Genomic DNA, 21762 nt, shown 5'->3' with positions numbered 1-21762 from the left:
CATAATGCATCTTTTTTACAATCTTGCATAAAAAAACGCCCTCAATTGAAGGCGTTTGGTGTTTTTACTGACCTAAGCACGATCATTACTTTTGGATCAGGCTCAATAAACGCATAAATGAGTAATACATCCAGACCAAAGTGGCTAACAATGCGATACCACACACCCACTCAAATGTTTTAGGTGCGCCCTGCGCCGTGGCACGTTCAATCAAATCAAAATCCAAGATCAGGTTCAACGATGCAATCACCGCGACAAAAGCCGCAAAACCGATGCCTAACCAATTACTTTCAAACAGATAAGGAATGCTAGAACCCAATGCCAAACTTAAAAAGATTTGCACCACAAAAACCAAAGCAATCGCAATCGAAGCTGAAATCACAACTGCTTTAAACTTCTCAGTTGCACGAATCACTTGGAACTTATACAAGGCAAATAATACCAATGTAGTGACAAAGGTCGCCAGTAATGCTTGTAACGGTACACCTGGAAATTTCACTTGGAAAATGAAAGAAACACCACCTAAAAATGCACCTTCAAATAAAGCAAAGGGAATCGCCAATAGAGGTGCCGTATTCGGTTTAAAAGTTGTGAGCAATCCAAGAATAAGGCTGCCTACAATACCCACGATGGTTGCGGCATAAGCAATTGAAAAATTAGCAGTGAAGGCACAATATAAAAATAGTCCGATACCAAGTGTCGCTGCGATCACGGTTAACAGGACTGACTTTTGAATAGCGCCTTGAATGGTCATCGGCTCGGCCAAATCACTATAGGTTTCTACCCGAGTTAAAATAGGATTATCGCTTTGCATGTCTGCTCTCTTTTTATAGTTCACGAAAATAAAATCTGAGTTTAAGCGATTTTAGCATCGCCCCCAAATAATTTTTACGTTCGATAAAAAAAGAGGCTTTCGCCCCTTTATTTAAATTCTTCGAGAAAGCTTATTTATTCATAATAAAAAAGTATTCACGATAATATTTCAACTCTGCAATCGAATCACGAATATCATCCATCGCTAGATGTGATGCATTTTTCTTTAGACCGCTCATAATTTCAGGTCTCCAGCGTTTAGCCAGTTCTTTCACTGAAGAGACATCTAAATTACGGTAATGGAAAAATTGTTCCAACTCTGGCATTAAACGATGTAGGAAACGGCGATCTTGGCAAATAGAATTGCCACACATCGGTGAAGTCTTTGCATTGACCCATTTCATTAAAAATTCTAATGTTTGCTGTTCTGCATCCTCAGCAGTCAATTTACTGCGACGGACACGCTCAATCAGCCCCGATTGACCATGTTGTTTGGTATTCCACTCATCCATTGCGTTGAGCAAGCGATCTGATTGATGGATCGCTAACACAGGGCCTTCAGCCAAAATATTTAAATGATCATCTGTAATAATTGTTGCAATTTCAATAATCTGGTCATTATCCGTATCTAAACCCGTCATTTCGAGGTCAATCCAGATTAATCGTGTATCAGGGGTGCTGCTCATGGATAATATTTCTAATAGGTGTGAAAAACATCAATAGTAGCAAATTAATGCGAACTTGACTGTAACTCTCTCATCACTTCATGCTATTTTTGCGGTCTTATACATGTGGATTTTTGGGATATGAATGGCTTTAATTCGTAAGCGTCGTTTAACTGACCAGCAGCAACGTCGTATTGAAAAACAACACAAATCGCGTCAAGACGACATTGATACGTCGCAAGACCTTGATGGATTGGTTGTTCAACATTATGGTCGTCAACTCGAAGTACAAGCTTTATCTGTGCCTGAACAGCACCCAGAATCCCCACAAGTGAACGCAGGTGAGCCTGCACCATTTTGGAAATCGATTGAAATGGATAGTGTGTGGCGCTGCCATACTCGCACCAACCTCGAATTATTAGTCACAGGTGATCGCGTAAAGTGGCAAGCGGATCCCAATACGGGGCTTGGTATTATCACGGCGATCTATCCAAGACAGTCATTATTGACACGTCCAGATCGTTATCACAAAGTAAAACCTGTTGCTGCCAATATCAGCTTGATTGTGATTGTATTTTCACCGCTACCTGAACCGGCGCCAACACTGATTGATCGCTATCTCGTGGCTTGTGCCGATGCCAATATTCCCGCCTTATTGGTGCTAAACAAATCCGACTTACTCAAAAAAAATGATCCGATTCTGACCTTGTTAAGTGAATATGAGACTTTGGGCTATGAAACGCTTATCTGCCACTCATACGGTGATTTATCTGCGCTTTCAGCTCGCATAGACAATGAAACGGTCGCTTTCGTTGGGCAGTCAGGTGTCGGCAAAAGCTCACTGATTAATACCATCGTTCCTGACGCTGCGCAAAAAACCAATATCATTTCTGAAAACTCTGCGCTGGGACAACATACCACCACATCAACCCGTTTGATTAAATTTGGAACAAACGGCGCATTGATCGACTCACCGGGAATTCGTGAGTTTGGGCTGTGGCATTTAAGCCTAGAAAAAGTACGAACTGGTTTTCCTGACATTGAGGCACATTTAGGACTTTGCCAGTTCCGCAATTGCACCCATACCCATGAGAAAAATTGTGCTTTGAAACAAGCAGTTGTTGCAGGTGAGATTTTACCGCGTCGTTTAGATAGCTACTTACGACTGTTGGATGAGATTCAAGAAGCACAGCAAAAAAATTAGCATTAATTCAAATGAGCCCTTGAACTAAAGTTTTTGATCACCATACAGATAAGTTATACTCAGTGGCAGTTTTGATTTTAACTTTAGGTGACTTGTGGAACGTTGGTTTGAGTTTATGGGGAATCACCCCTTCTTATTTGGTACGCTTGCCGTGCTCATCGTATTGTTCTTTGTTTTAGAAGGACAACGCAATGGTCGTAAAATTTCACCACAATCTCTCGGTATTTTAGTCAAGGCGAAAAACGCGATCTTGATCGACTTACGTGATGCGAAAGATTTCCGTGAAGGCCACATCAGTGGTAGCCGTAACATTTCATATAGCCAGATCACAAGCCACCTTGATGAGCTCAAAGCAAGTGACCGTCCATTGGTCTTTATATGTAACTTAGGACAAGTGGCCGGCACTGCATTGCAAAAAGTGGGTCATGCTGACAGCTATCGCTTAGACGGTGGCATTAGCAACTGGAAAGCTCAGGGCTTACCTTTAGTCAAAAGTAAAACCAAAGCTTAAGGAGAGATGAAATGACAACCAATGTCACTATTTATTCAACGCTTTCTTGCCCATATTGCGTACGCGCCAAACAATTGCTTGAGCGCAAAGGTGTTGCTTATAAAGAAATTAATCTTTCTAATGAAGCACCTGAGGTTCGTATTGAGTTAATGCAACGTACCAATCACCGTACAGTGCCTCAAATTTTTATCAACGACCAGTTTATTGGCGGTTTTGATCAACTTTATGCCTTAGAGCGTGAAGGAAAACTCGATCCATTATTGGCTTAATTAACAACAGTTCCATAATTTAAGGAAAAACGATGAGCGAAGAACAAGTTCAACCACAACTCGCGTTAGAACGTATTTATACAAAAGATATTTCATTTGAAGTTCCTGGTGCACATGTCTTTACTAAACAATGGCAACCAGAACTGAATATCAACTTATCTTCTGCCGCAGAAAAAATTGATCCAACACACTATGAAGTGTCTTTAAAAGTTGTGGTTCAAGCAAATAACGAAAATGAAACTGCGTTCATCGTTGATATTACTCAATCAGGTATCTTCTTGATTGATGGTGTAGAAGAAGATCGTCTTCCATACATCTTAGGTGCTTACTGCCCAAATATCCTATTCCCGTTCTTACGTGAATCAGTGAATGATTTAGTGACGAAAGGTAGCTTCCCACAATTGCTACTTACACCAATCAACTTTGATGCTGAGTTTGAAGCGAATATGCAACGCCTACAAACTGAAGGTGCTGCACAAGGTCAAGCATAATCGTTATAACGATTGCTTCGATATAAAGAAGGACTGATTTTTCAGTCCTTTTTTAATGTTAGTTAATAATCGTTCTAAAGGTCAGATTGACTCGTGCCGTACTCACTTTTTTAGTCGGGGGCAAACGATGCCACCAATAATGTTGCGTGGTATCTTTCATGACCAACAAACTACCATGCTCTAAATACAATTCTACTTTTTCCTTGGTCTGCTTATGTTTAAAAGCGAACTTTCGTTCCGCACCAAAACTTAACGATGCAATCGCACCTTCTTTTTTAAGATCTGTTTCCGCATCGCTGTGCCATGCCATTCCCTCTTCACCTGTATGGTAAAGGTTGAGTAGACAAGAATTAAATGTTTCACCTGTTAATTGTTCAACTAATGCTTTTAGTTCAATCAGCTCAGATGTCCAAGGCAAAGCGTATTTGTTGATGTTTGAATAGGTGTATTCAAATGCGCGATCACCATACCACGCTACTTTTCTTTTGGTGGTGATCTGCCGACCAAAAATGATGGCCTGATCATTTTGCCATGCGATGTTGTGCATCAGCTTCTCAAAATAATCATCCGCACTCAAACCTTCAACGACTTTGCCATAATACTGTACCGTGCCGTCATAAGGTAAATGGTTATGATTGGGATCAACTTCGATATCAAACAGTTGCATGTGTTTGCACTCCCTCCCAACCAATCATTGCCATTTTTCGGGTTGCTCCCCATTCATAGCCACCAAACGCTCCAGTGGACTGAATCACCCGATGACAAGGAATCAAAAAAGCCACAGGATTATTGCCGATTGCGGTACCCACTGCTCGCGCTGCTTTGGGATGTTCAATGGCTTGGGCCAATGCGCCATAAGTGGAAAGTTGCCCCATTGGGATTTTGAGCAAACTTTGCCAAACTTTCAATTGGAAGTCTGTGCCTTTCAAATGCAATTTAATATCAGCCAATCGACACTGATCTTTTTGAAAAAGAACTAAAGCACTTTGTTGAAACTGGTCAGCTTGTTGTTTAAAAATGGCTTGGGGAAATTGAGATTTTAATTGTTCTAGCGCATCGGTTTGATGTTGCACAAAGGTGAGTGCACAAATCCCTTTATGCGTTGAGGCGATCAACACCTCGCCAAAAAGTGTCTCTGCAAACTGATAATGGATGTTTAGGTTTTGCCCACCATGTTTATATTCGGCAGGTGTCATACCTTCGATTTGAATAAAAAGATCATGCAACCGACTGGTGCTGGAAAGCCCTGTTGCAAAAGTTGCATCAAAGATACTGCCCTGTTGCTTTAAAATATTTTTGGCATATTCCACACTGATATATTGCAGAAACTTTTTCGGACTAGTCCCTACCCATTCACTGAACAAGCGCTGAAAATGGGCGGGGCTTAGATGAATATGAGCCGCGACCTCATCTAGTTGCGGCTGTTGCTGGAAGTTTTGCTGTATATAGGCAATCGCTTGAGCAATACGATCATAATTTCGTTGCTGTTGCATCTGTCTGCCCTCTTGTTGCTATTTCTCCACATTAACAAGCTTGCAGTCAGAAGAAAATCCGAAAGATGCTAACAATGATAAATTACAAACGGCGACGTAATGCGTCAGCAATCGATTCAACCAATTGCTGCGAAATTTCCTGTTTAGAGGCTTTCTCTAATTCACGCTTTTTCATATGGTAAGACTGGGCAAAGAATACCGTCATGGCATTTTCATCAGAAGCAAAACCAATATCAGGACGAGAGACGTCATTACACGCAATCATATCCAACTTCTTCGCAACCAATTTCCCCGCAGCATATTCTTCAACATTTTGCGTTTCTGCTGCAAAACCGACCATAAATGGACGTTCCTGTTGCTGCGCGATGGTTGCCACAATATCTGGATTTTTCACTAGAGCAACCGCAAGTTCATCACCTGCTTTCTTAATCTTATGTTCTGCCACTTGCGCCACGCGATAGTCAGCAACCGCAGCGGTGGCGATAAAAATGTCACAACCGTCTGCCAGTTGATTCATGCTGACATCTAACATTTGCATGGCAGAACTGACATTTATTCGTTGCACACCATTGGGGGTATCTAAACTCACAGGACCTGCGACCAAGGTGACTTTCGCACCTGCTGCATAGCAAGCGGCTGCGAGCGCAAAGCCCATTTTACCTGTGCTATGGTTTGAAATATAACGGACAGGATCAATTGCTTCGCGGGTAGGACCTGCTGTAATCGTGACGCGCTTACCCGCCAATAAACCAAATTTCTCTGCGATCGCACGCTGTGCTTTATGAAAGTAAGCTGCAACTTGACGGGCTAAATCTTCTGGCTCAGGCATACGCCCCAAACCAACATCGCCACAGGCTTGCTCACCTGCGTCAGGCATAATCACATGCACGCCATCTTCAACCAAGGTCTGCAAATTACGCTGCGTTGCTTTTGCAGCCCACATTTGTTGATTCATGGCGGGTGCAACCCAAACAGGTGCTTTGGTCGCTAAATACAAGGTACTGAGCAGATCATCGGCCAAGCCATTGGCAAACTTAGCGATACTGTCACAGCTTGCGGGCGCAACTAAAATCAAATCAGCCCAACGCGCCAACTCGATATGCCCCATACCTGCTTCTGCCTCTGGATTTAACAATTCAGTATGAACTGGATTTCCAGAAAGTGCTTGAAAGGTCAAAGGCGTAATAAAAGCTTGTGCGCCATGTGTCATGACCACGCGGACATCAAAACCAAAGTCTTTTAAACGACGTACTAAAATGGCACTTTTATAGGCTGCAATGCCACCCGTGACCGCTAATATAATGTTTTTGTGGGGAATAACACTTAGATCAAAGCTCACAAACAGGATACCTTACTGTTGCAGTGGCGCTCACAATAGCATTAAATACGATCAGACCCAAGTGATGGGTTTTTAAAAAAGTCATAAACACAATAAAATCAAAGTGAACTGAACAATGAATCAATCGATTAAACAGTCCATCAAGGCATGGCCTGAACAAGAACGACCAAGAGAACGCTTATTACTTCAAGGGGCACAGAGTTTATCCGATGCAGAACTACTGGCAATTTTTCTGCGCTCAGGCTCGAAGCAACATTCTGCAGTCGAATTATCTCGTATTTTGATACAACATTTTGGCGGCTTAAACCCAATTTTTGATGCTTCACTTGAAGATTTGTCCCAGTTTAATGGCATCGCCTCAACCAAATATGCACAACTCATGGCAGTCAAAGAGCTTGGACGGCGTTATCTGAATAATCATTTTCATCAACAAAGACTTTGTTTAGATCACTCAAACCTGGTACTTGATTATTTACGCTATGAACTGCAAGGTGAAAAACAAGAAGTATTTGCGGTGCTGTGTTTAGATGCTGAATTAAGAAAATTACATTTCAAAAAACTGTTTTTTGGCTCGCAACATTCATGTAGTGTTTCACTGAATCAGACCTTGCGTTATGCCTTACAACAGCAAGCCTGCCAAATCGTGGTTGCCCATAATCATCCCTATGGCATCGCTCAACCTTCTCAAGAAGATATTTACCTGACACAGCAACTCAAGCAAGCGTGTAAATTACTTGAAATTAACCTCATTGATCACTTTATTATTGCATCAGATGGCTATTTTTCATTTTCTGAACAACAACTACTCAACCCTATTAAAATCAAACAATCTCGTCTTGACAAAGGCTGAAGCAAGCCTGAACATCGACAGATAAAATTAATGATCCAAATAACATGATTGTTCGTGACCAGCCGAGTATTTTTAAAGTTTTATTCTCATGGCGTGGGACAATTTTACCCAAAATTTTACCTTCTCTCGGATTTGTTATGCTCATCTCTGCCATCATTGGCGGCATTGAATATATACAATTATTTCGTTTCCCCGAGATTCCTTTAGTTGGCTTCACCTTGATCGGTGTTGTGCTTTCCATTTTCTTAGGCTTTAAGAACAGCGCCTGTTATGAGCGTTGGTGGGAAGCACGTAAACTATGGGGTGTTCTGATTGCCACAGCACGACATTTTGATCGCGATTGTCGCGTTTTAACCCAAGCCCGACGTGAACGAGTCATTCAAAATGTAATTGTATTTGCGAATGTCCTGCGTGACCGCTTACGCCACCAAACTGCAAATCCAACGGAATTGACCGAAACCAGTGGCTTAAGCCAACAAGCGCTTACACAGCTTTATCAACAACATAATGCACCTCAATACACGCTGAGCCTGATTCAGTGGGAGCTTTTACAAGCACTCAAAGACGGTGAAATCTCAGATATTATTTACACGCAAATGAACCAGCATGTTGTTGCGTTAAGTGAAATGCAAACAGGCTGTGATCGTATTGCCAATACCCCAATTCCTTTTGCTTATTCAGTACTGCTCAACCGTACGGTGTATTTCTTCTGTGTGATGTTACCCTTTAGCTTAGGTTCTTTACTGGGTCTGGTAACGCCACTTTTGGTTGGCATTTTGGCTTATACCTTTTTAGGCTTAGATGCATTGAGTAGCGAAATCGAAGAGCCTTTTGGCACGCAAAGTAACGATCTACCGCTTGATGCCATGGTTCGAAACATCGAAATTGAGTTGCTCGGTACGCTCGGTCGTCCGACACCTCCGCCGATTCAGGCACATGATCATAATTTATTATAAAAAAATAAATCGCCCCCTTCGCGAAGATGCCATGGGGGCTACATTCTAATCATGAACTCAGTCATGCTCTACTAAATAAAATGGGATGAAACCAAGGATTTAAAGCGCTCAGTAAATTGTCCATTCCAATAAGGATAATACGGATAAGGTGGATAAATCGCACTTACCTGATCGAGTCTATCCATCTGTTCCTGCGTCAATTGAATATCTTTAGCTTTTAAATTATCTCGTAGCTGTGTTTCATTTCGAGCACCTATCAGTACGCTGGACACCGTTGGGCGTTGCAATAACCAATTTAATGCAATCTGTGGAATCGAATGGCCTGTTTCATCTGCGATTTCCGTCAATATATCAATCACACCATAGAGCAGCGCTTCATTCACTGGGGGAGCAAACTGCGCCGTATCATGCAAACGACTCTCAGCAGGAATCGGATGCTCCCGATCAAATTTACCCGTTAGACGGCCCCAACCTAAAGGACTCCAAACCACAGCTCCAATGTGTTGGTCATCATTTAAAGGCATCAGTTCCCACTCATAATCACGCCCAATCAATGAATAATAGACCTGATTCACCACAAATTTTTCATAACCATATTGTTCAGCAATCGCTTGAGCTTTCATGAGTTGCCAACCAGAGAAATTTGACACCCCGATATAACGCACCTTACCACTCCGCACCAGTTCATCGAGGGTTTTCATCAATTGGTGCAAGGAGGTAAAGCTATCAAACTGATGCAATTGCAACACATCAATATAATCTGTTCCTAATCGCGTCAATGATTGTTCCACGGCATGCTGTAAATAATTTCGACTAAAGCCTGCATCATTGAGTTGATTAGTACTTCGAATTCCCACCTTGGTTGAAATAATATTATGCTGTCGCTCTGAGGTGAGTGCCCGACCCAACATTCGCTCAGACTCACCATCAGAGTAAACATCCGCCGTATCAAAGTAGTTAATACCAGCATCTAGACAAAGTTGGATCATGCTATTGGCTTCTGCCTGATCGGCTTGTCCCCACGCTGAAAAAATCTGACCTTTCCCGCCTAATGTTCCTGCACCAAATCCAAGTTCGGATACCTTTAAACCTGAATTTCCTAAGAAATGATATTTCATCCTACGCCTCTCTCATCAAGTTTTATTCGCTTGAGATCACAATAGCGCTATGAGATTTTTTAAAAAACCACGATAATCAAGAAATACTTTTCTGGTTTTATTGATAATGAATACAGAAGATTTCCAATTTTTTATTCGAGTTGCTGATTTAGGCTCCATCAGCAGAGCCGCTCAAGAAGCCAATATTTCTGTTTCTGTGGCCAGTCAGCGAATTCAACGATTAGAACAAAATCTACAACTTCGTTTGTTGCATCGCACCACCCGTAAAATCAGTCTGACCGAAGAAGGGAAAACCTTACTTGAACATGGTCGAATCTGGCTTCATGAATTTTCAAGCCTACAGCAATCACTAAAAGTTCAAGACAAATGCCTCTCTGGCACGCTCAGAATCACCACCTCTGCCACGTTTGGCACAAAAATTTTAATGCCAGTGATCGCTGAATTTTCATTATTACATCCTGAACTGAAAATTCACTTAGATTTAAATGACCAAAACATTGATCTGATTCAATATGGGATGGATTTAGCAATACGCATTGGAAAATTAAAAAGTTCAACATTGATTGCCAAAGCACTGACATCAAATCCACGTTTACTCTGCGCTTCGCCTACATATTTAGAAAAATATGGTCAGCCGCAAACATTGTCAGATCTCAAATTACATCGTTGTATTTTGCAACAACATGAACATGGTTTAACTGATCATTGGAATTTCATAACAAAAATGGGAGAGCTGCAACACATCCAAGTGGCTGGTTATTTCACAACCAATTCAGGTGAAGGCGTTCGGCAAGCCTGTTTATCAGGTTTAGGCATATCCAATCATTCGCTTTGGCATGTCAGTGATGACTTAAAAGCAGAAAAACTTGTTCAAGTTCTCGCTCAGTATCCAGTTGAACCCACTTCAATTTATGCTGTTTTTCCGAATAGAAATTTAATCCCACCCAAAGTTCAATTATTTTTAGAATACTTAATGGACTATTTTCAGAACCATTACCCATCATATAAGCACAATTCGCTTTAAAAATTTATCTAAAACTTTCCCAAATGCCTCGCTGCCCTTCATTTACTTTCGGCGTGTGTCCAAGCTTGATCCAAGGCATATTGTCACCATGAAAATCACTGCCAATGGAAACCGCCAAATCAAACTGCTGAATCATTCGATCCACCATTTGCCGTGTTGAAGCAGGCTCTATACTCGGTGGCAGTTCGACTGCATCACCGCCACTCTGAGCAAATAACTCAATCAAATAGCGAATATTGGTAGCAGATAAATCATAACGTGTCGGATGTGCCAAAACGGCAAAACCTTGACTGGCATGAATCACCTCAATGGTTTCTTTTAAACCCACCCCATCAAATTTCACAAAAGCCTTCTTGCCTTCTTTTAGAAAACGATCAAATGCTTGCTGTGGGCGACTCACGATATTCTTTTCCACCAGTGTTTTTGCAATATGGGTTCGAGTCACTCGATCCGCATGACCATCCACTTTGGCGACTACATCTGGGTAAATATCAAAATTGATACATTTCTCTAATAAACAACAGATCACCTTTGCTCGCTCCGCGCGTATTTTTTTCTGCTTCTCGAGCATGATCTTTATCGGTGTTTCGTCTTGCATATTCAATGCAACAATATGTACACCATAACTCTTTTTGGTATTTTCTCTCGCCCATTGACTAGAAACTTCAACGCCCGAAACAATCTGAATATCATAGTCTTGAGCATACATTCGAGCCTGCGCCAAGCCATCCATGGTGTCATGATCGGTTAAAGCCAAAGTATGAATTTTTACATCCACAGCAGCCTGCACCAATTGCTCTGGAGACAAAGTACCATCTGAGATAAGGCTATGGGTATGTAAATCGACACCGAACATGGTTTGTATTATGCTATCTGACCTATTTCATTGCCGTACTGTAACATGAAAGCGTTGCTCGACTATCTTCCGATTATTATCTTCTTTTATTTTTATAAAACTACCGACCCGAAAGATAATCATCACCCATTATTAGAATTAGTGGGTAGTGCAGGAAATACGGATCAAAATCATATTCTTGTTGCAACCTGTGCCTTACTCATTTCCACACTGGTTGTTTACGGCTGTTTGTTCATTTTCCAAAAATTTAAACTGGAAAAGATGCAATGGTTTATCGTGGTCATGTCGGTTATTTTTGGTGGGATCACCTTAGTTTTCAGCGACGTCACCTATATCAAAATGAAAGCGGTCATTATCAATGTCGGTATCGGCATTGGCTTTTTGGTTACGCCTTTATTTAATAAAGAACGAATGCCAATTATTCAAAAAATGCTCGGTTCAGTATTAGAGTTAAACAAAAAGGAATGGATACGATTGAACTGGGCGTGGTGTGGTCAGTTCTTTTTGTTAGCTGCTTTACATTTCTTCTTTGGTTTTATGTTCTTACAAGGAAAATATTGGGGAGAATTCACCGCTTTTGGCGATATTATCGTGTCGCTCAGTTACCTTGCTGTTATACTCTTTTGCTTAAGAAAACGTTTTAAAACCACAGACTAAATTCTGAATCACTGAGCAACTGCTATGCCCTATTTTGTACTCACTTGTACTGATTGTGAAGGTACTTTGGAGAAACGTCTAGCGACTCGTCCACAACATGTAGCACGTCTACAGAAACTGGATGATGAAGGGCGTTTAATTGCCGCTGGCGCACACCCCAAAGACCCAGATGACCTACAAGCTGGTTTTATTGGCAGCACCATCATTGTCGAGTTTGATAGTCGAGAAGCACTTGATGCGTGGATTGAAGAAGAACCTTTTTTAAAAGAAGGGATTTACGCCAAGATTGATGTAAAACCTTTTAACAAAGCGTTTCCAAAAGGGTAAACCATGCGTATTGCATTCCAAAGCTTATTTGCTCTTTGTTTACTCACTTCTAGTGTTTGGGCTGTTGAATCATCAACGGTTCAAACCACTGCAAGCGCAGTAACCAAACCGTTGACAGCAGAACAAATTGCCAAAGCCAAACAGCAACAAGAAGCAAAAAATAAGGCGCTTATTCAAGATCAAGCCAGTCGTTTAAAGCAACTTGAAAATGCCAATCTTGAAGCCCTGACTCAAAACCAAGAATTACAGTTAAAAAATGACAGTTTAATTGTGCAAGTCCAAGTATTGCAAAGTGAACGTAGTGCACAAATGTTCCTCTACGGTGCGATGACCATTGCGGTCGGTGTCATTCTTGGCTTTTTTATCGCAAGTTATGTTTATACTAAACGCCGTCGTCAGTGGTAAACCGCAACACACTTATTTATGTCTGAGTCATCAAAACTACAAACAGCTGCATTGGACTGGGAACTCATCGATGGTATTGAAGTTCCCATTTCTAAACAATTCGGCGATGTCTACTTTTCCAAAGACAATGGCTTATTAGAAACACGCCACGTCTTTTTAAATGGCAATGATCTCACTGAGCGTCTTTCCCAACTCAACGATTATCAATATTTTTGCGTGGGTGAAACAGGCTTTGGTACAGGCTTAAATATTTTAGCGGTATGGCAACTTTGGCGACAAGTTCGTCCTGATAACCACAGCCATTTACATGCCATCAGCGTAGAAAAGTTTCCTCTCAGCAAAGCCGATCTCATCCGTGCCCTCAATGTTTGGACTGAACTACAACCGCTAGCCGAAAAGCTGATTGCACAATACCCATTACCGATCGCTGGCTGTCATCGTCTTGATTTTCCTGAAGAGCGCTTTAGTCTTGATTTGTGGCTAGGCGATGCACAGGACATTTTTCCAAGTATTCCTAAAACCCAAGCTGTAAATGCTTGGTTTCTGGATGGCTTTGCCCCTTCGTGTAATCCAGATATGTGGCAAGAAAATGTACTCAATCATATTGTTCGTTTATCTGACTTGGGCACAACCTTTGCCTCATTTAGTGTTGCGGGTGTACTGAAACGTGGACTCAAGCAACAGGGTATTCAAATCAGTCGCCCACGTGGTTTTGGTCATAAACGAGAAATGCTTAAAGCCATTTGGCTTGATGCTGCTGCACCACCTGAAAAAGCATCGCGAAATGCCCAAGAAAATGTGGTGATACAACAACCGGAATCCAAAACAACAACGCAGCGAAATATCGCCATCATTGGCGCAGGAATCGCGGGTTTAAGTAGTGCATGGGCATTTGCTCAACGTGGGCATCAAATCACGATCTACGAGCAAAATGAGCCACTCTCAGGGGCATCAGGCAACCCTCTCGCCTTACTCAACCCAAAGCTATGCCCAATTGAACAAGCACATGAACACTTGATGACTTTAAGCTGGCAACATGCTTTGAATTTTTATCCACGTTTCAAAGCGTTTAGACCGATTCAGGTTCAACAAATTGCTTTAAAAAATCCTGATGAACTTTTAGGATTGGTTGAACAATACCCTGATCATGTTTTATCTGCTCACTCTTCGCTAGAGACTCTCCCTGAAACTGAGTTTTCCAGTTTAAAATTACGACAAGCAGGCGCAGTTTCCCCACATCAACTCCGTGATGAGATTTTGCAGCATCCCAATATCACGATACTAAAAGCCAAGATCTCAGATTTAAAGCCATCAGAAAACCAAACCGAGCTATGGCAAGATCAAGAACGACTTGCATCGGCTGATCATGTGATTGTGTGTTGTGCCAAACAAAGTGCCGATCTGTTTGAAAACTATCCAGTACTTAAACCGATTCGTGGACAAGTCAGTTGGGTAAATAACAGCAATCAACCGCTTCCTCTTGATCAAGCTTATAGCTATGGCGGTTATTGTATGCAGCTTGAAGCGACTCAACTGATCTTAGGCGCATCCTTTTTTCCAAATCGAGACGATACCGAAGTATTACCAGAAGACCATGTGCATAACCATGAACTTATCCACAGTGTCTTTCCCGAATATGCGCAACAGCTCCCATCGACAGACTTATGGCAAGGTCGAGCATCTGTGCGCGCACAAAGCTTAGATTACTTTCCTTTAGTCGGCAAAATGCAAAATACAAATGAGTGCTATACCTTTGCAGGTTTAGGTTCTAAAGGTTTCTTGTTTGCGCCGCTGTGCAGTGAAGTATTAGCTGCATTGGTTTTAGGTGAGCTTTGTCCAATTCCACAAAGCTTATTAGATAAACTCAATCCTCAACGTTTCCAAAAGAAAGTTAAAGTAAAAAAACCTTATTATTCTGGCTAAACTATCGTTTTAAGAAAAATTATTTTAATCAGATTCTTATTTTTTTAAATTTGCCAAAATACCGAAGTATTTTGGCAAATTTTCTTAGCGATTAAGCACCTTGCTCTAAAGCTAAGCCTGCATCACGTGCTGCACGTGTGCCACCCATCAAGACAACATATTCACGAGAACCATCAATACCTTCTAAAAGTTCTGCTGCTCGAGGTGCTTTACTGCCACCCCCGCATAGAATATAAATCGGCTGATCCGCTGCAACCTGAGTCAAACTATCCGCAGTTAATTCAGCAATTGGGCGATTTACTGCCCCTTTGACATGAGCCTCTGTATACGCTTTGGTATCTCGGACATCCCAAATGACAGCGTCTTTTGGGAACTCAAATGTTGTAATTTCTTGTTTACGGATCATTGCGCACTCCTTTGATGTAAACAACACTTGGCAAATGAAGAAAACCCCCTTAGCATCTCAAATATTCTTTCCCTTTGTAAAGGTCTAACTATGCCTTCTTTTGATATTGTTTCTGAATTAGAGTTATTTGAAGTCAATCATGCCGTACAAAACACTCAAAAAGAGATTGCGACACGTTTTGACTTCCGTGGACAGGATGTTTCTATTGAGCTAAATGAAAAAAATAAGGAGATCAAAATCTCAACTGAAAGTGATTTCCAATGTGAACAAGTCTATAGCATGCTCGAAAACCATTTTTATAAACGCAAGATTGACGTACAAGCATTAGATCCTCAAAAAGCCACCGCATCTGGTAAAAATGTGGTTCAAGTCGTCAAGCTTAAAGATGGACTTGACTCAGATACCGCAAAAAAAATTAATAAAGCCATTAAAGAAAGCGGCATCAAAGCGCAATCTTCTATCCAAGGCGACAAAATTCGTGTCACGGATAAAAAACGCGATACTTTGCAACAAGTCATGAACTTTTTACGTGAACAACAATTTGGTCTGCCACTCCAATTTAATAATTTCAAAGACTAAGCAATAGGTTCACTATGGCAAAAGATAACCGTCTTTATACGCTGGTTAAAACCACGTCTAAGTTTCCTAAAGGCATTCGTAGCACGCTATGGAGCAAAGCTTTTGGCCGCGTTGTTCCAATGGTGGGAACAGCAAATATTCGCTATTTAGAAGTGGATAAAGACCATGTGACTGTGCGTATTGAAAACCAACGTAATATGCAAAACCATATTAAAGGGGTTCATGCCGCAGCAATGGCGCTATTGGCTGAAACAGCAACGGGTTTTTTAACTGGTCTACATGTTCCAGATAGTCGCATTTTGTTGATTAAATCTTTGCATGTCGATTATTTAAAAGTTGCTCAAGGTGGCTTAACAGCGACAGCAACATTATCAGCTGATCAACAAAAGTTTATCGCTGAAAATGAAAAAGGCGAGTTATTGATTCCTGTCACTGTCATTGATGATGCTGGCAATCAACCAATCCAATGCCAAATGCTTTGGGCTTGGCTGCCAAAACGCAAAAAATAATTTTTTGAATGATAAAAATAAAGCCCAAATGATTTGGGCTTTATTTTTTTGCAGTGTCCTGCCCTAAATGAACTTTTCAATGATTAAAATTAGCTGCTGAAGATACTCAGCATCGACATCATCAAATTGATCCAGTTCATCGCTATCAATATCTAAAACCCCAACACACTCACTATTTTTCATGATCGGCAATACAATCTCAGATTTAGAAGCCGAACTACATGCGATATGTCCGGGGAATTGATCCACATCGGGCACAATCATCACTTGCTGTTGTTGCCATGCTGTTCCACAGACACCACGGCCTTTTGCAATACGTGTACAGGCAATCGGCCCTTGAAAGGGTCCTAGCACCAGCTCATCGTCTTTCACAAGATAGAAACCAACCCATAGCCAATCAAATTGCTGTTTTAATGCTGCACAAATATTCGCGAGATTGGCAATCACATCAGATTCACCATCAACAATCGCTTGAATCTGCGGCACTAGACTTTGATATTGTTCAGCTTTATGACCTTGTTGCAAAACGAGTTCTTCAGCCATGATCTACACTCCAAATGCCAATATGATATAAAACAAAAAGATAGAGCATACATAATCAAGCTCATATCCGTTTGCGTTATATTTTACAAGTTCGCTAAATAAGCTTGTTTAACCTCATCAGAAATCACACGTTTATTGCCATTCACATCAACAGCAACAAAAGTAAAGACCCCTTCCGTAATCCGCACAGGATCTCGAGAGTCATCATGACTATTCCAAACTTCAATTTGTACCTGCACCGAACTATTTCCGATTTTCAGGATTTTGGTGTAGCAGCTAATTACATTTCCGACTTTGACTGGAACCAAAAAAGTCATCTGATTAATCGCGATTGTGGCACAACGACCTTTACTCAGACGTTCAACATGAATCGCACCCGCTAAATCCATTTGAGAGACAATCCAGCCCCCAAAAACATCACCACTCCAATTGGTATCAGCTGGCATTGCAATATTTTGCAGTGATAAAGTACCCTCTGGATGATTCAAGCGTTCCGTCATATTCATTCTCTTAATGTTGCTGTAATTGCTGATCTAACCATTGCTGTAACTCAGGCGTACGTAATGCACCGCTGATTCTTGCTAACTCGGTGGTTTTATTCATCAAGACCAAGGTCGGAATACTTCGGACATTAAATGCAGCACTTAAGCGTGGATTTGCCTCAGTATCAATCTTCGCAAAGATCACATATGGATTCTGCTTAGCAACTTGAGCAAAATGTGGTGCCATCATCTTACATGGACCACACCACTCAGCCCATAAATCAATCAAAACCGGTAAATCGGTATTACTAATAAAGTGACTAAAATTTTGTTCATTTAACTCAATTGGCGCTTGAGGTAATAATGCCTGATGACATTGACCACAATTCGGATGAACTGCTAATTTTTCTTCGGGTACGCGATTTTTTGCACCACATGATGCACAGACAATCATCATTTACATCACTCCAATATGTTGATGTAAAAATTCTAATTGGGTTGTGACTGCTTTTTCAAACCAAGAACCGTGATAAATATCAAAATGCTTCATATCCCACTCATGGTAGCTCACAAAAGGAGCAATATTGGTTGCAGCTTCACGACTCGACTCAATCGGAATCAATGTATCATGCTTCGCTGCAATAAATAAAACAGGAATATTAATCTTACGTACGAACTGAATAGGGCGATAACGCATCAAATTAAAAAATACCCGTGCTGGGACTTCGCCACTCCAGTAATAGTCAGGATTTATAATCGAATGATAACCATAATAACTATCAGATGTCGGTAAGAAACACAGTCTATATTGATCAACAACAGGTAGAGTCTTAGGTACCAACCCCATCTTAGACCCCATGTAGTCCTGACTAGAGCGCTTTAAAGCCTCAGGATAACGCTGAAGTGGGTAATGCTTGGCCGTCTCTGCACCATCTACATAGGGCACCTGTACCATCACTGCTTGGATGTTTTTGAGGTCACTTGCCAAACTCAGTGCATAACCACCACTCAAGGATGTTCCCCAAAGAATAATTCGCCGGCTGTCAATCAACTTACAGTTAGATGCATGTTGAATCATGGTTTTCCAATCATCTAATTGAGCGGTTAAGGAAACCAATTCTCTTGGTTTTCCCGTACTCCCCCCCCAAAAACGATAGTCGAATAGAATGACGGCATAACCCGCTTGAGCAAAACGTTGTGCATATTGCACTAATTTAAATTGACGCAATCCTGCAAAGCCATGTGCCATTAAAATTACGGCAGGTTTAATATTTGTCTTAGGAAGATAAAAATCAGCGGCGATCGTTTCATCACCACTTGGAACATACAACGGCTCAACAGTGTAGGTGTGCATGCGCGCTCCATTACGTTATCTTTTTTAGGTTCATCGTTTATTTACTATAGACATTTAAACTCAACATTAAGCTTAATGCTATGATAGAGCATAAAATGTTTTGTTTGTTTTTGGAGTGACAAGATGTCAGAGAATATTGGTTTTGCAGGTCAAATTGGACCAGATCACGTCGAGCAGGTCGTAGAGAAAGGATTCAAATCCATTATCAATAATCGCCCAGATATGGAAGGCGGTCCTGAACAGCCGACGAGTGCTCAAATCGAGGAGTCTGCACGTAATGCAGGATTAGATTATGTCTATCAACCTGTCGTTGCAGGTCAAATTAGCGAATTAGATGTTCGTACTTTTGCAAACCACTACAACGAATTACCAAAACCTATTTTAATGTTTTGTCGTACAGGTAATCGTTCAAATAATTTATACCAATTAGCGAAACAAATGGATTTGTTAGATGATTAATCTGTAATTGATACAAAAAAACAGTGCCGTAGCACTGTTTTTTTATAATAAATTTAAATTTTTATTGATAATCAACAAAAATAGTTGAAACCTTACCATCTGGGGATGTCACCGCAACTTTGAAAGTATCACCTACTGCACATTCTTTTAAGCGATATCCATATAATGTCTGCGTACTGTTCTTAAATGTTGTCGGTGTTAAGAGATTAAATACACTTGCAACTGGTGAACTACCTTGAACAAACTCTGCCACACAAGACAAATCATTGTTTTTGGTATTATCTTCAGCCGTCACATTCACAGTTGAACCTGTAGGCATAGGAACACTTTGAGCGCTATTCCCATACAGATTAAAAGATAATAAATTACCGCTAGCACCTACATTGGTAAAGGTTGCTGTATTTTCAGCAAATGCAAATAATAATTGTTGACGAAGGATAGCATCTAAATTTTTACTACATGTATTTGCAATGTTTGGTTGAACAATAGTAGATGCTGCACATGCTTCTGTTCCAGCATTACGTCTATAAACAAACTCGCCATCATTTGCATTATATGCTTCATCTTCATTATTATCTAAGAAGAAGTCACCAATATTACTTACGAGCTCATCAGTATCTACTGTATAACGATTATCACCATTTTTATCTTTGTAAGACTTATCGCCTTCGACATATGCTAATACCGTTACGCGATTATCTAAAGGGCGAGGGTTTTGTACGGATAGAGTTACCGAACAACGCCCATTAGCGGTAGAACAATTAGGCGTAACGACCCCACCCTCACTTACGAAGCTAACAACAGTGCCATTTGGTACTGGATTACCATTACGATCTCGCAACATAACTTGAATATTTGCACTGTCGCCATCCACTCTATTCTGTAAAGAGTTTTTACTTACTGATAAGCTAAAACCATCTTGAGTTGCACGCCCTGTTGATACAGCAACATTTTTAGATAGTGCAAATACATTTATATTAGAGACTAATGTTGCCTTTATTTCCACCGGCCCAGGCTTATCGCCTGGATATAAAGTGACGATCACTTTACCATTTGGATCACTTTTCACTGTCTTAATATTTTGATTTCCTAAAGATATAAAACTTAAATCTTCAGGAGCACGTAACAACTCAATCTGAACATCCTTATTTGCAGCAGGCACACCATTCGAATAAAGTGTAAATTCAACTTGACCAGAGGAAGCTGAACCACTGCTGTTGATGCCTAAATTTACTGCATCAGATGTATAAACGATTGAATTTGCCTCAATAGCAGCAATACTAACTTTAACTTTAGACTCTGGAATATTTGAGCCAGTTGCTGTAATGGTTTGCTCACCCTCACACAATTTACCAGCAGAATCAATTGACTTATAGGAAGTTGTCACGTCCCCTTGATTTGAGGACACGATTGTTGCAGGCTCAAATGTACCACATGTCGCATTGAAATTTACCGTGACATTATTTTGATTAACTTTTGTAATCGCATCTTGAGTCTTTAAAGTAATATTAGTTGAAGCGCCAGATTCTAATGATCCACTTGCAGCCATCATTCCGACTAAAACAATATTACTTGCTTGTAAAGCAAAGTTATAAGGTTTGGTCGTTGCTGACAAACCGTTATAACTCACCATAGCAGTAATTTGATATGCACCCGTAGCATTCAAATCTTGAGGTTTGATTGAAATACTCGCCTCGCCATCCGCATTTGTAAGAACAGCACCATTGCTTGTACCAAAGACAACTCCATCACCGCTAAATGTAACAATCGCGCTACTTAGCCCCTTTCCTGAAGCATCTGTCACTTTAACTTTCGCAGTAACACCAGCTGCTGTAATAGAGGTCACAACTGAATTATTAGCATCATATAGTACAATATCTGCGATATTAACAGTAGTTACAGGAGTTTGGCCATTTCCACCACCTGAGTTATTACTATTATTTGAACCATAGTACCCATCTCCCCCACCACAACTTGCTAATAAAATTGATACAGCAATTACAGACAACTTTGATATAAGCTGTTTTTTATTCATCATCATTCCTTTATATCCCCAACCCAACCCCAATATGGAATAAGATTTTTTTCATTATAAAAAATATGCCTAATGTAACCATACTATTAATTTTCTGTAAATATACTTTATTAATGAGTAAAAAAAATTAAAGAGAAACAAGTCAAGCTTTTGATTAAAATTGATAATTATAGATTAATTTTTTTCATTCTTTCAGACGTACAATAATTTTATCTATAGATAGATTAATCTAAGTAAAATGCATTAAACCACCATTCCAATTAACTGCTTATTACCTCACGTTGCCCGGATGATATTCCTGAGTTTAATGCAGCAGTTTTAAGAGAACTCAATCTTTAATTTATATTTTTTTCATTTCGCAATAAAAAACCTCCCAACATAAGTTGGGAGGTTTAGTATTTAAAAGCTGGCGATGACTTACTCTCACATGGCAAGTGCCACACTACCATCAGCGCGAAGAGGTTTCACTTCTGAGTTCGGGAAGGGATCAGGTG

Annotated in this window: 27 protein-coding genes and 1 rRNA gene; 14 read left to right on the top strand and 14 right to left on the bottom strand. The window is 40.6% G+C overall.

The window, feature by feature from the left end; translation table 11 throughout:
- Positions 1-85 precede the first annotated feature (85 nt).
- Together F991_RS13935 and orn are read right to left on the bottom strand one after the other, a co-directional pair.
- Positions 86-814, bottom strand: a complete 729-nt coding sequence (locus tag F991_RS13935; protein ID WP_004672670.1) for a Bax inhibitor-1/YccA family protein — start codon at positions 812-814, stop codon at positions 86-88.
- A 130-nt stretch (positions 815-944) separates the two neighbouring features.
- Positions 945-1499 (bottom strand): oligoribonuclease, encoded by a 555-nt coding sequence (orn, locus tag F991_RS13930; protein ID WP_004672669.1) that lies wholly within the window; start codon positions 1497-1499, stop codon positions 945-947.
- Between the two features lie 124 nt (positions 1500-1623).
- On the opposite strand from orn, the gene rsgA reads away from it, so the two are divergent.
- From rsgA to secB, 4 genes are all read left to right on the top strand, one after another.
- Positions 1624-2682: a ribosome small subunit-dependent GTPase A gene (gene rsgA, locus F991_RS13925; RefSeq protein WP_004672667.1), complete on the top strand. Its 1059-nt coding sequence runs from the start codon at positions 1624-1626 to the stop codon at positions 2680-2682.
- A 94-nt stretch (positions 2683-2776) separates the two neighbouring features.
- Complete coding sequence (locus F991_RS13920) at positions 2777-3193, top strand: rhodanese-like domain-containing protein (RefSeq protein WP_004672665.1); 417 nt, start codon at positions 2777-2779, stop codon at positions 3191-3193.
- An 11-nt stretch (positions 3194-3204) separates the two neighbouring features.
- Positions 3205-3462, top strand: coding sequence for a glutaredoxin 3 (gene grxC / locus F991_RS13915; RefSeq protein ID WP_004672664.1), 258 nt, complete (start codon positions 3205-3207; stop codon positions 3460-3462).
- A 32-nt stretch (positions 3463-3494) separates the two neighbouring features.
- Complete coding sequence (gene secB / locus F991_RS13910) at positions 3495-3953, top strand: protein-export chaperone SecB (RefSeq protein WP_004672663.1); 459 nt, start codon at positions 3495-3497, stop codon at positions 3951-3953.
- 58 nt (positions 3954-4011) lie between these two features.
- Here secB and F991_RS13905 read toward each other — a convergent pair whose 3' ends face one another.
- The 3 genes from F991_RS13905 to coaBC all read right to left on the bottom strand — a co-directional run bounded on the left by F991_RS13905 (position 4012) and on the right by coaBC (position 6785).
- Positions 4012-4620 carry an alpha-ketoglutarate-dependent dioxygenase AlkB family protein gene (locus F991_RS13905; RefSeq protein WP_004672662.1) on the bottom strand — a complete coding sequence of 203 codons (609 nt, stop codon included), beginning with the start codon at positions 4618-4620 and terminating at the stop codon, positions 4012-4014.
- Complete coding sequence (locus tag F991_RS13900; protein ID WP_004672661.1) at positions 4607-5446, bottom strand: methylated-DNA--[protein]-cysteine S-methyltransferase; 840 nt, start codon at positions 5444-5446, stop codon at positions 4607-4609. The genes F991_RS13905 and F991_RS13900 overlap by 14 nt, the downstream gene beginning before the upstream one ends.
- An 82-nt stretch (positions 5447-5528) precedes the next feature.
- The gene (gene coaBC / locus F991_RS13895; RefSeq protein WP_004672659.1) at positions 5529-6785 is read right to left on the bottom strand and encodes a bifunctional phosphopantothenoylcysteine decarboxylase/phosphopantothenate--cysteine ligase CoaBC; all 1257 of its coding nucleotides are present in this window, start codon (positions 6783-6785) and stop codon (positions 5529-5531) included.
- Between the two features lie 115 nt (positions 6786-6900).
- Here coaBC and radC point away from each other — a divergent pair, with 115 nt between their 5' ends.
- On the top strand, positions 6901-7635 hold the full coding sequence (gene radC, locus F991_RS13890) for a RadC family protein (RefSeq protein ID WP_004672658.1): 735 nt from the start codon (positions 6901-6903) through the stop codon (positions 7633-7635).
- Positions 7636-7679: 44 nt separating this feature from the next.
- A complete protein-coding gene (locus F991_RS13885; protein WP_004672657.1) occupies positions 7680-8591 on the top strand; it encodes a bestrophin family protein in 912 nt (303 codons plus the stop codon).
- 71 nt (positions 8592-8662) lie between these two features.
- Here the strand turns inward: F991_RS13885 and F991_RS13880 are convergent, their stop codons facing one another.
- Entirely contained in the window at positions 8663-9709 is a 1047-nt protein-coding gene (locus tag F991_RS13880; RefSeq protein ID WP_004672656.1) for an aldo/keto reductase, read from the bottom strand.
- A gap of 106 nt (positions 9710-9815) precedes the next feature.
- Here F991_RS13880 and F991_RS13875 point away from each other — a divergent pair, with 106 nt between their 5' ends.
- Entirely contained in the window at positions 9816-10733 is a 918-nt protein-coding gene (locus F991_RS13875) for a LysR family transcriptional regulator (protein WP_004672655.1), read from the top strand.
- A gap of 4 nt (positions 10734-10737) precedes the next feature.
- Here the strand turns inward: F991_RS13875 and F991_RS13870 are convergent, their stop codons facing one another.
- Positions 10738-11589 (bottom strand): PHP domain-containing protein, encoded by an 852-nt coding sequence (locus F991_RS13870; RefSeq protein ID WP_004672653.1) that lies wholly within the window; start codon positions 11587-11589, stop codon positions 10738-10740.
- 45 nt (positions 11590-11634) lie between these two features.
- Between F991_RS13870 and F991_RS13865 the strand changes: the two genes are divergently transcribed.
- From F991_RS13865 to mnmC, 4 genes are read left to right on the top strand one after another with little or no spacing between them, the layout of a single operon-like run.
- Entirely contained in the window at positions 11635-12246 is a 612-nt protein-coding gene (locus F991_RS13865) for a septation protein IspZ (protein ID WP_004672652.1), read from the top strand.
- A 24-nt stretch (positions 12247-12270) separates the two neighbouring features.
- A complete protein-coding gene (locus F991_RS13860; protein WP_004672650.1) occupies positions 12271-12573 on the top strand; it encodes a YciI family protein in 303 nt (100 codons plus the stop codon).
- A gap of 3 nt (positions 12574-12576) precedes the next feature.
- The gene (locus F991_RS13855) at positions 12577-12978 is read left to right on the top strand and encodes an SH3 domain-containing protein (protein WP_004672649.1); all 402 of its coding nucleotides are present in this window, start codon (positions 12577-12579) and stop codon (positions 12976-12978) included.
- A gap of 18 nt (positions 12979-12996) precedes the next feature.
- Entirely contained in the window at positions 12997-14901 is a 1905-nt protein-coding gene (mnmC, locus tag F991_RS13850) for a bifunctional tRNA (5-methylaminomethyl-2-thiouridine)(34)-methyltransferase MnmC2/FAD-dependent 5-carboxymethylaminomethyl-2-thiouridine(34) oxidoreductase MnmC1 (protein WP_004672648.1), read from the top strand.
- Positions 14902-14992: 91 nt separating this feature from the next.
- On the opposite strand, the gene F991_RS13845 is transcribed toward mnmC, so the two are convergent.
- Positions 14993-15307 (bottom strand): rhodanese-like domain-containing protein, encoded by a 315-nt coding sequence (locus F991_RS13845; RefSeq protein WP_004672647.1) that lies wholly within the window; start codon positions 15305-15307, stop codon positions 14993-14995.
- A 90-nt stretch (positions 15308-15397) separates the two neighbouring features.
- Between F991_RS13845 and F991_RS13840 the strand changes: the two genes are divergently transcribed.
- Positions 15398-15886: a YajQ family cyclic di-GMP-binding protein gene (locus F991_RS13840; protein WP_004672646.1), complete on the top strand. Its 489-nt coding sequence runs from the start codon at positions 15398-15400 to the stop codon at positions 15884-15886.
- A gap of 14 nt (positions 15887-15900) precedes the next feature.
- Positions 15901-16395 (top strand): DUF4442 domain-containing protein, encoded by a 495-nt coding sequence (locus tag F991_RS13835; RefSeq protein WP_004672644.1) that lies wholly within the window; start codon positions 15901-15903, stop codon positions 16393-16395.
- 63 nt (positions 16396-16458) lie between these two features.
- On the opposite strand, the gene F991_RS13830 is transcribed toward F991_RS13835, so the two are convergent.
- From F991_RS13830 to F991_RS13815, 4 genes are all read right to left on the bottom strand, one after another.
- A complete protein-coding gene (locus F991_RS13830; RefSeq protein ID WP_004672643.1) occupies positions 16459-16938 on the bottom strand; it encodes a GAF domain-containing protein in 480 nt (159 codons plus the stop codon).
- An 83-nt stretch (positions 16939-17021) separates the two neighbouring features.
- Positions 17022-17438 carry an acyl-CoA thioesterase gene (locus tag F991_RS13825; RefSeq protein ID WP_004672633.1) on the bottom strand — a complete coding sequence of 139 codons (417 nt, stop codon included), beginning with the start codon at positions 17436-17438 and terminating at the stop codon, positions 17022-17024.
- 10 nt (positions 17439-17448) lie between these two features.
- Positions 17449-17877 carry a thioredoxin TrxC gene (gene trxC / locus F991_RS13820; RefSeq protein WP_004672632.1) on the bottom strand — a complete coding sequence of 143 codons (429 nt, stop codon included), beginning with the start codon at positions 17875-17877 and terminating at the stop codon, positions 17449-17451.
- Positions 17878-18774, bottom strand: a complete 897-nt coding sequence (locus F991_RS13815) for an alpha/beta hydrolase (protein WP_004672631.1) — start codon at positions 18772-18774, stop codon at positions 17878-17880.
- A gap of 123 nt (positions 18775-18897) precedes the next feature.
- Here F991_RS13815 and F991_RS13810 point away from each other — a divergent pair, with 123 nt between their 5' ends.
- Positions 18898-19233: a protein tyrosine phosphatase family protein gene (locus F991_RS13810; protein WP_004672630.1), complete on the top strand. Its 336-nt coding sequence runs from the start codon at positions 18898-18900 to the stop codon at positions 19231-19233.
- A 61-nt stretch (positions 19234-19294) separates the two neighbouring features.
- Here the strand turns inward: F991_RS13810 and F991_RS13805 are convergent, their stop codons facing one another.
- Both F991_RS13805 and rrf read right to left on the bottom strand, forming a co-directional pair.
- Complete coding sequence (locus tag F991_RS13805) at positions 19295-21268, bottom strand: hypothetical protein (RefSeq protein WP_004672629.1); 1974 nt, start codon at positions 21266-21268, stop codon at positions 19295-19297.
- A 404-nt stretch (positions 21269-21672) separates the two neighbouring features.
- A 5S ribosomal RNA gene (gene rrf, locus F991_RS16880) occupies positions 21673-21762 on the bottom strand; the annotation flags it as partial.

The organism is Acinetobacter sp. CIP-A165 (assembly GCF_000367985.1).
Lineage (GTDB): Bacteria > Pseudomonadota > Gammaproteobacteria > Pseudomonadales > Moraxellaceae > Acinetobacter.
Note: the sequence above shows the minus strand (reverse complement) of the source record. Positions and strands in the feature narration are given on the sequence as shown.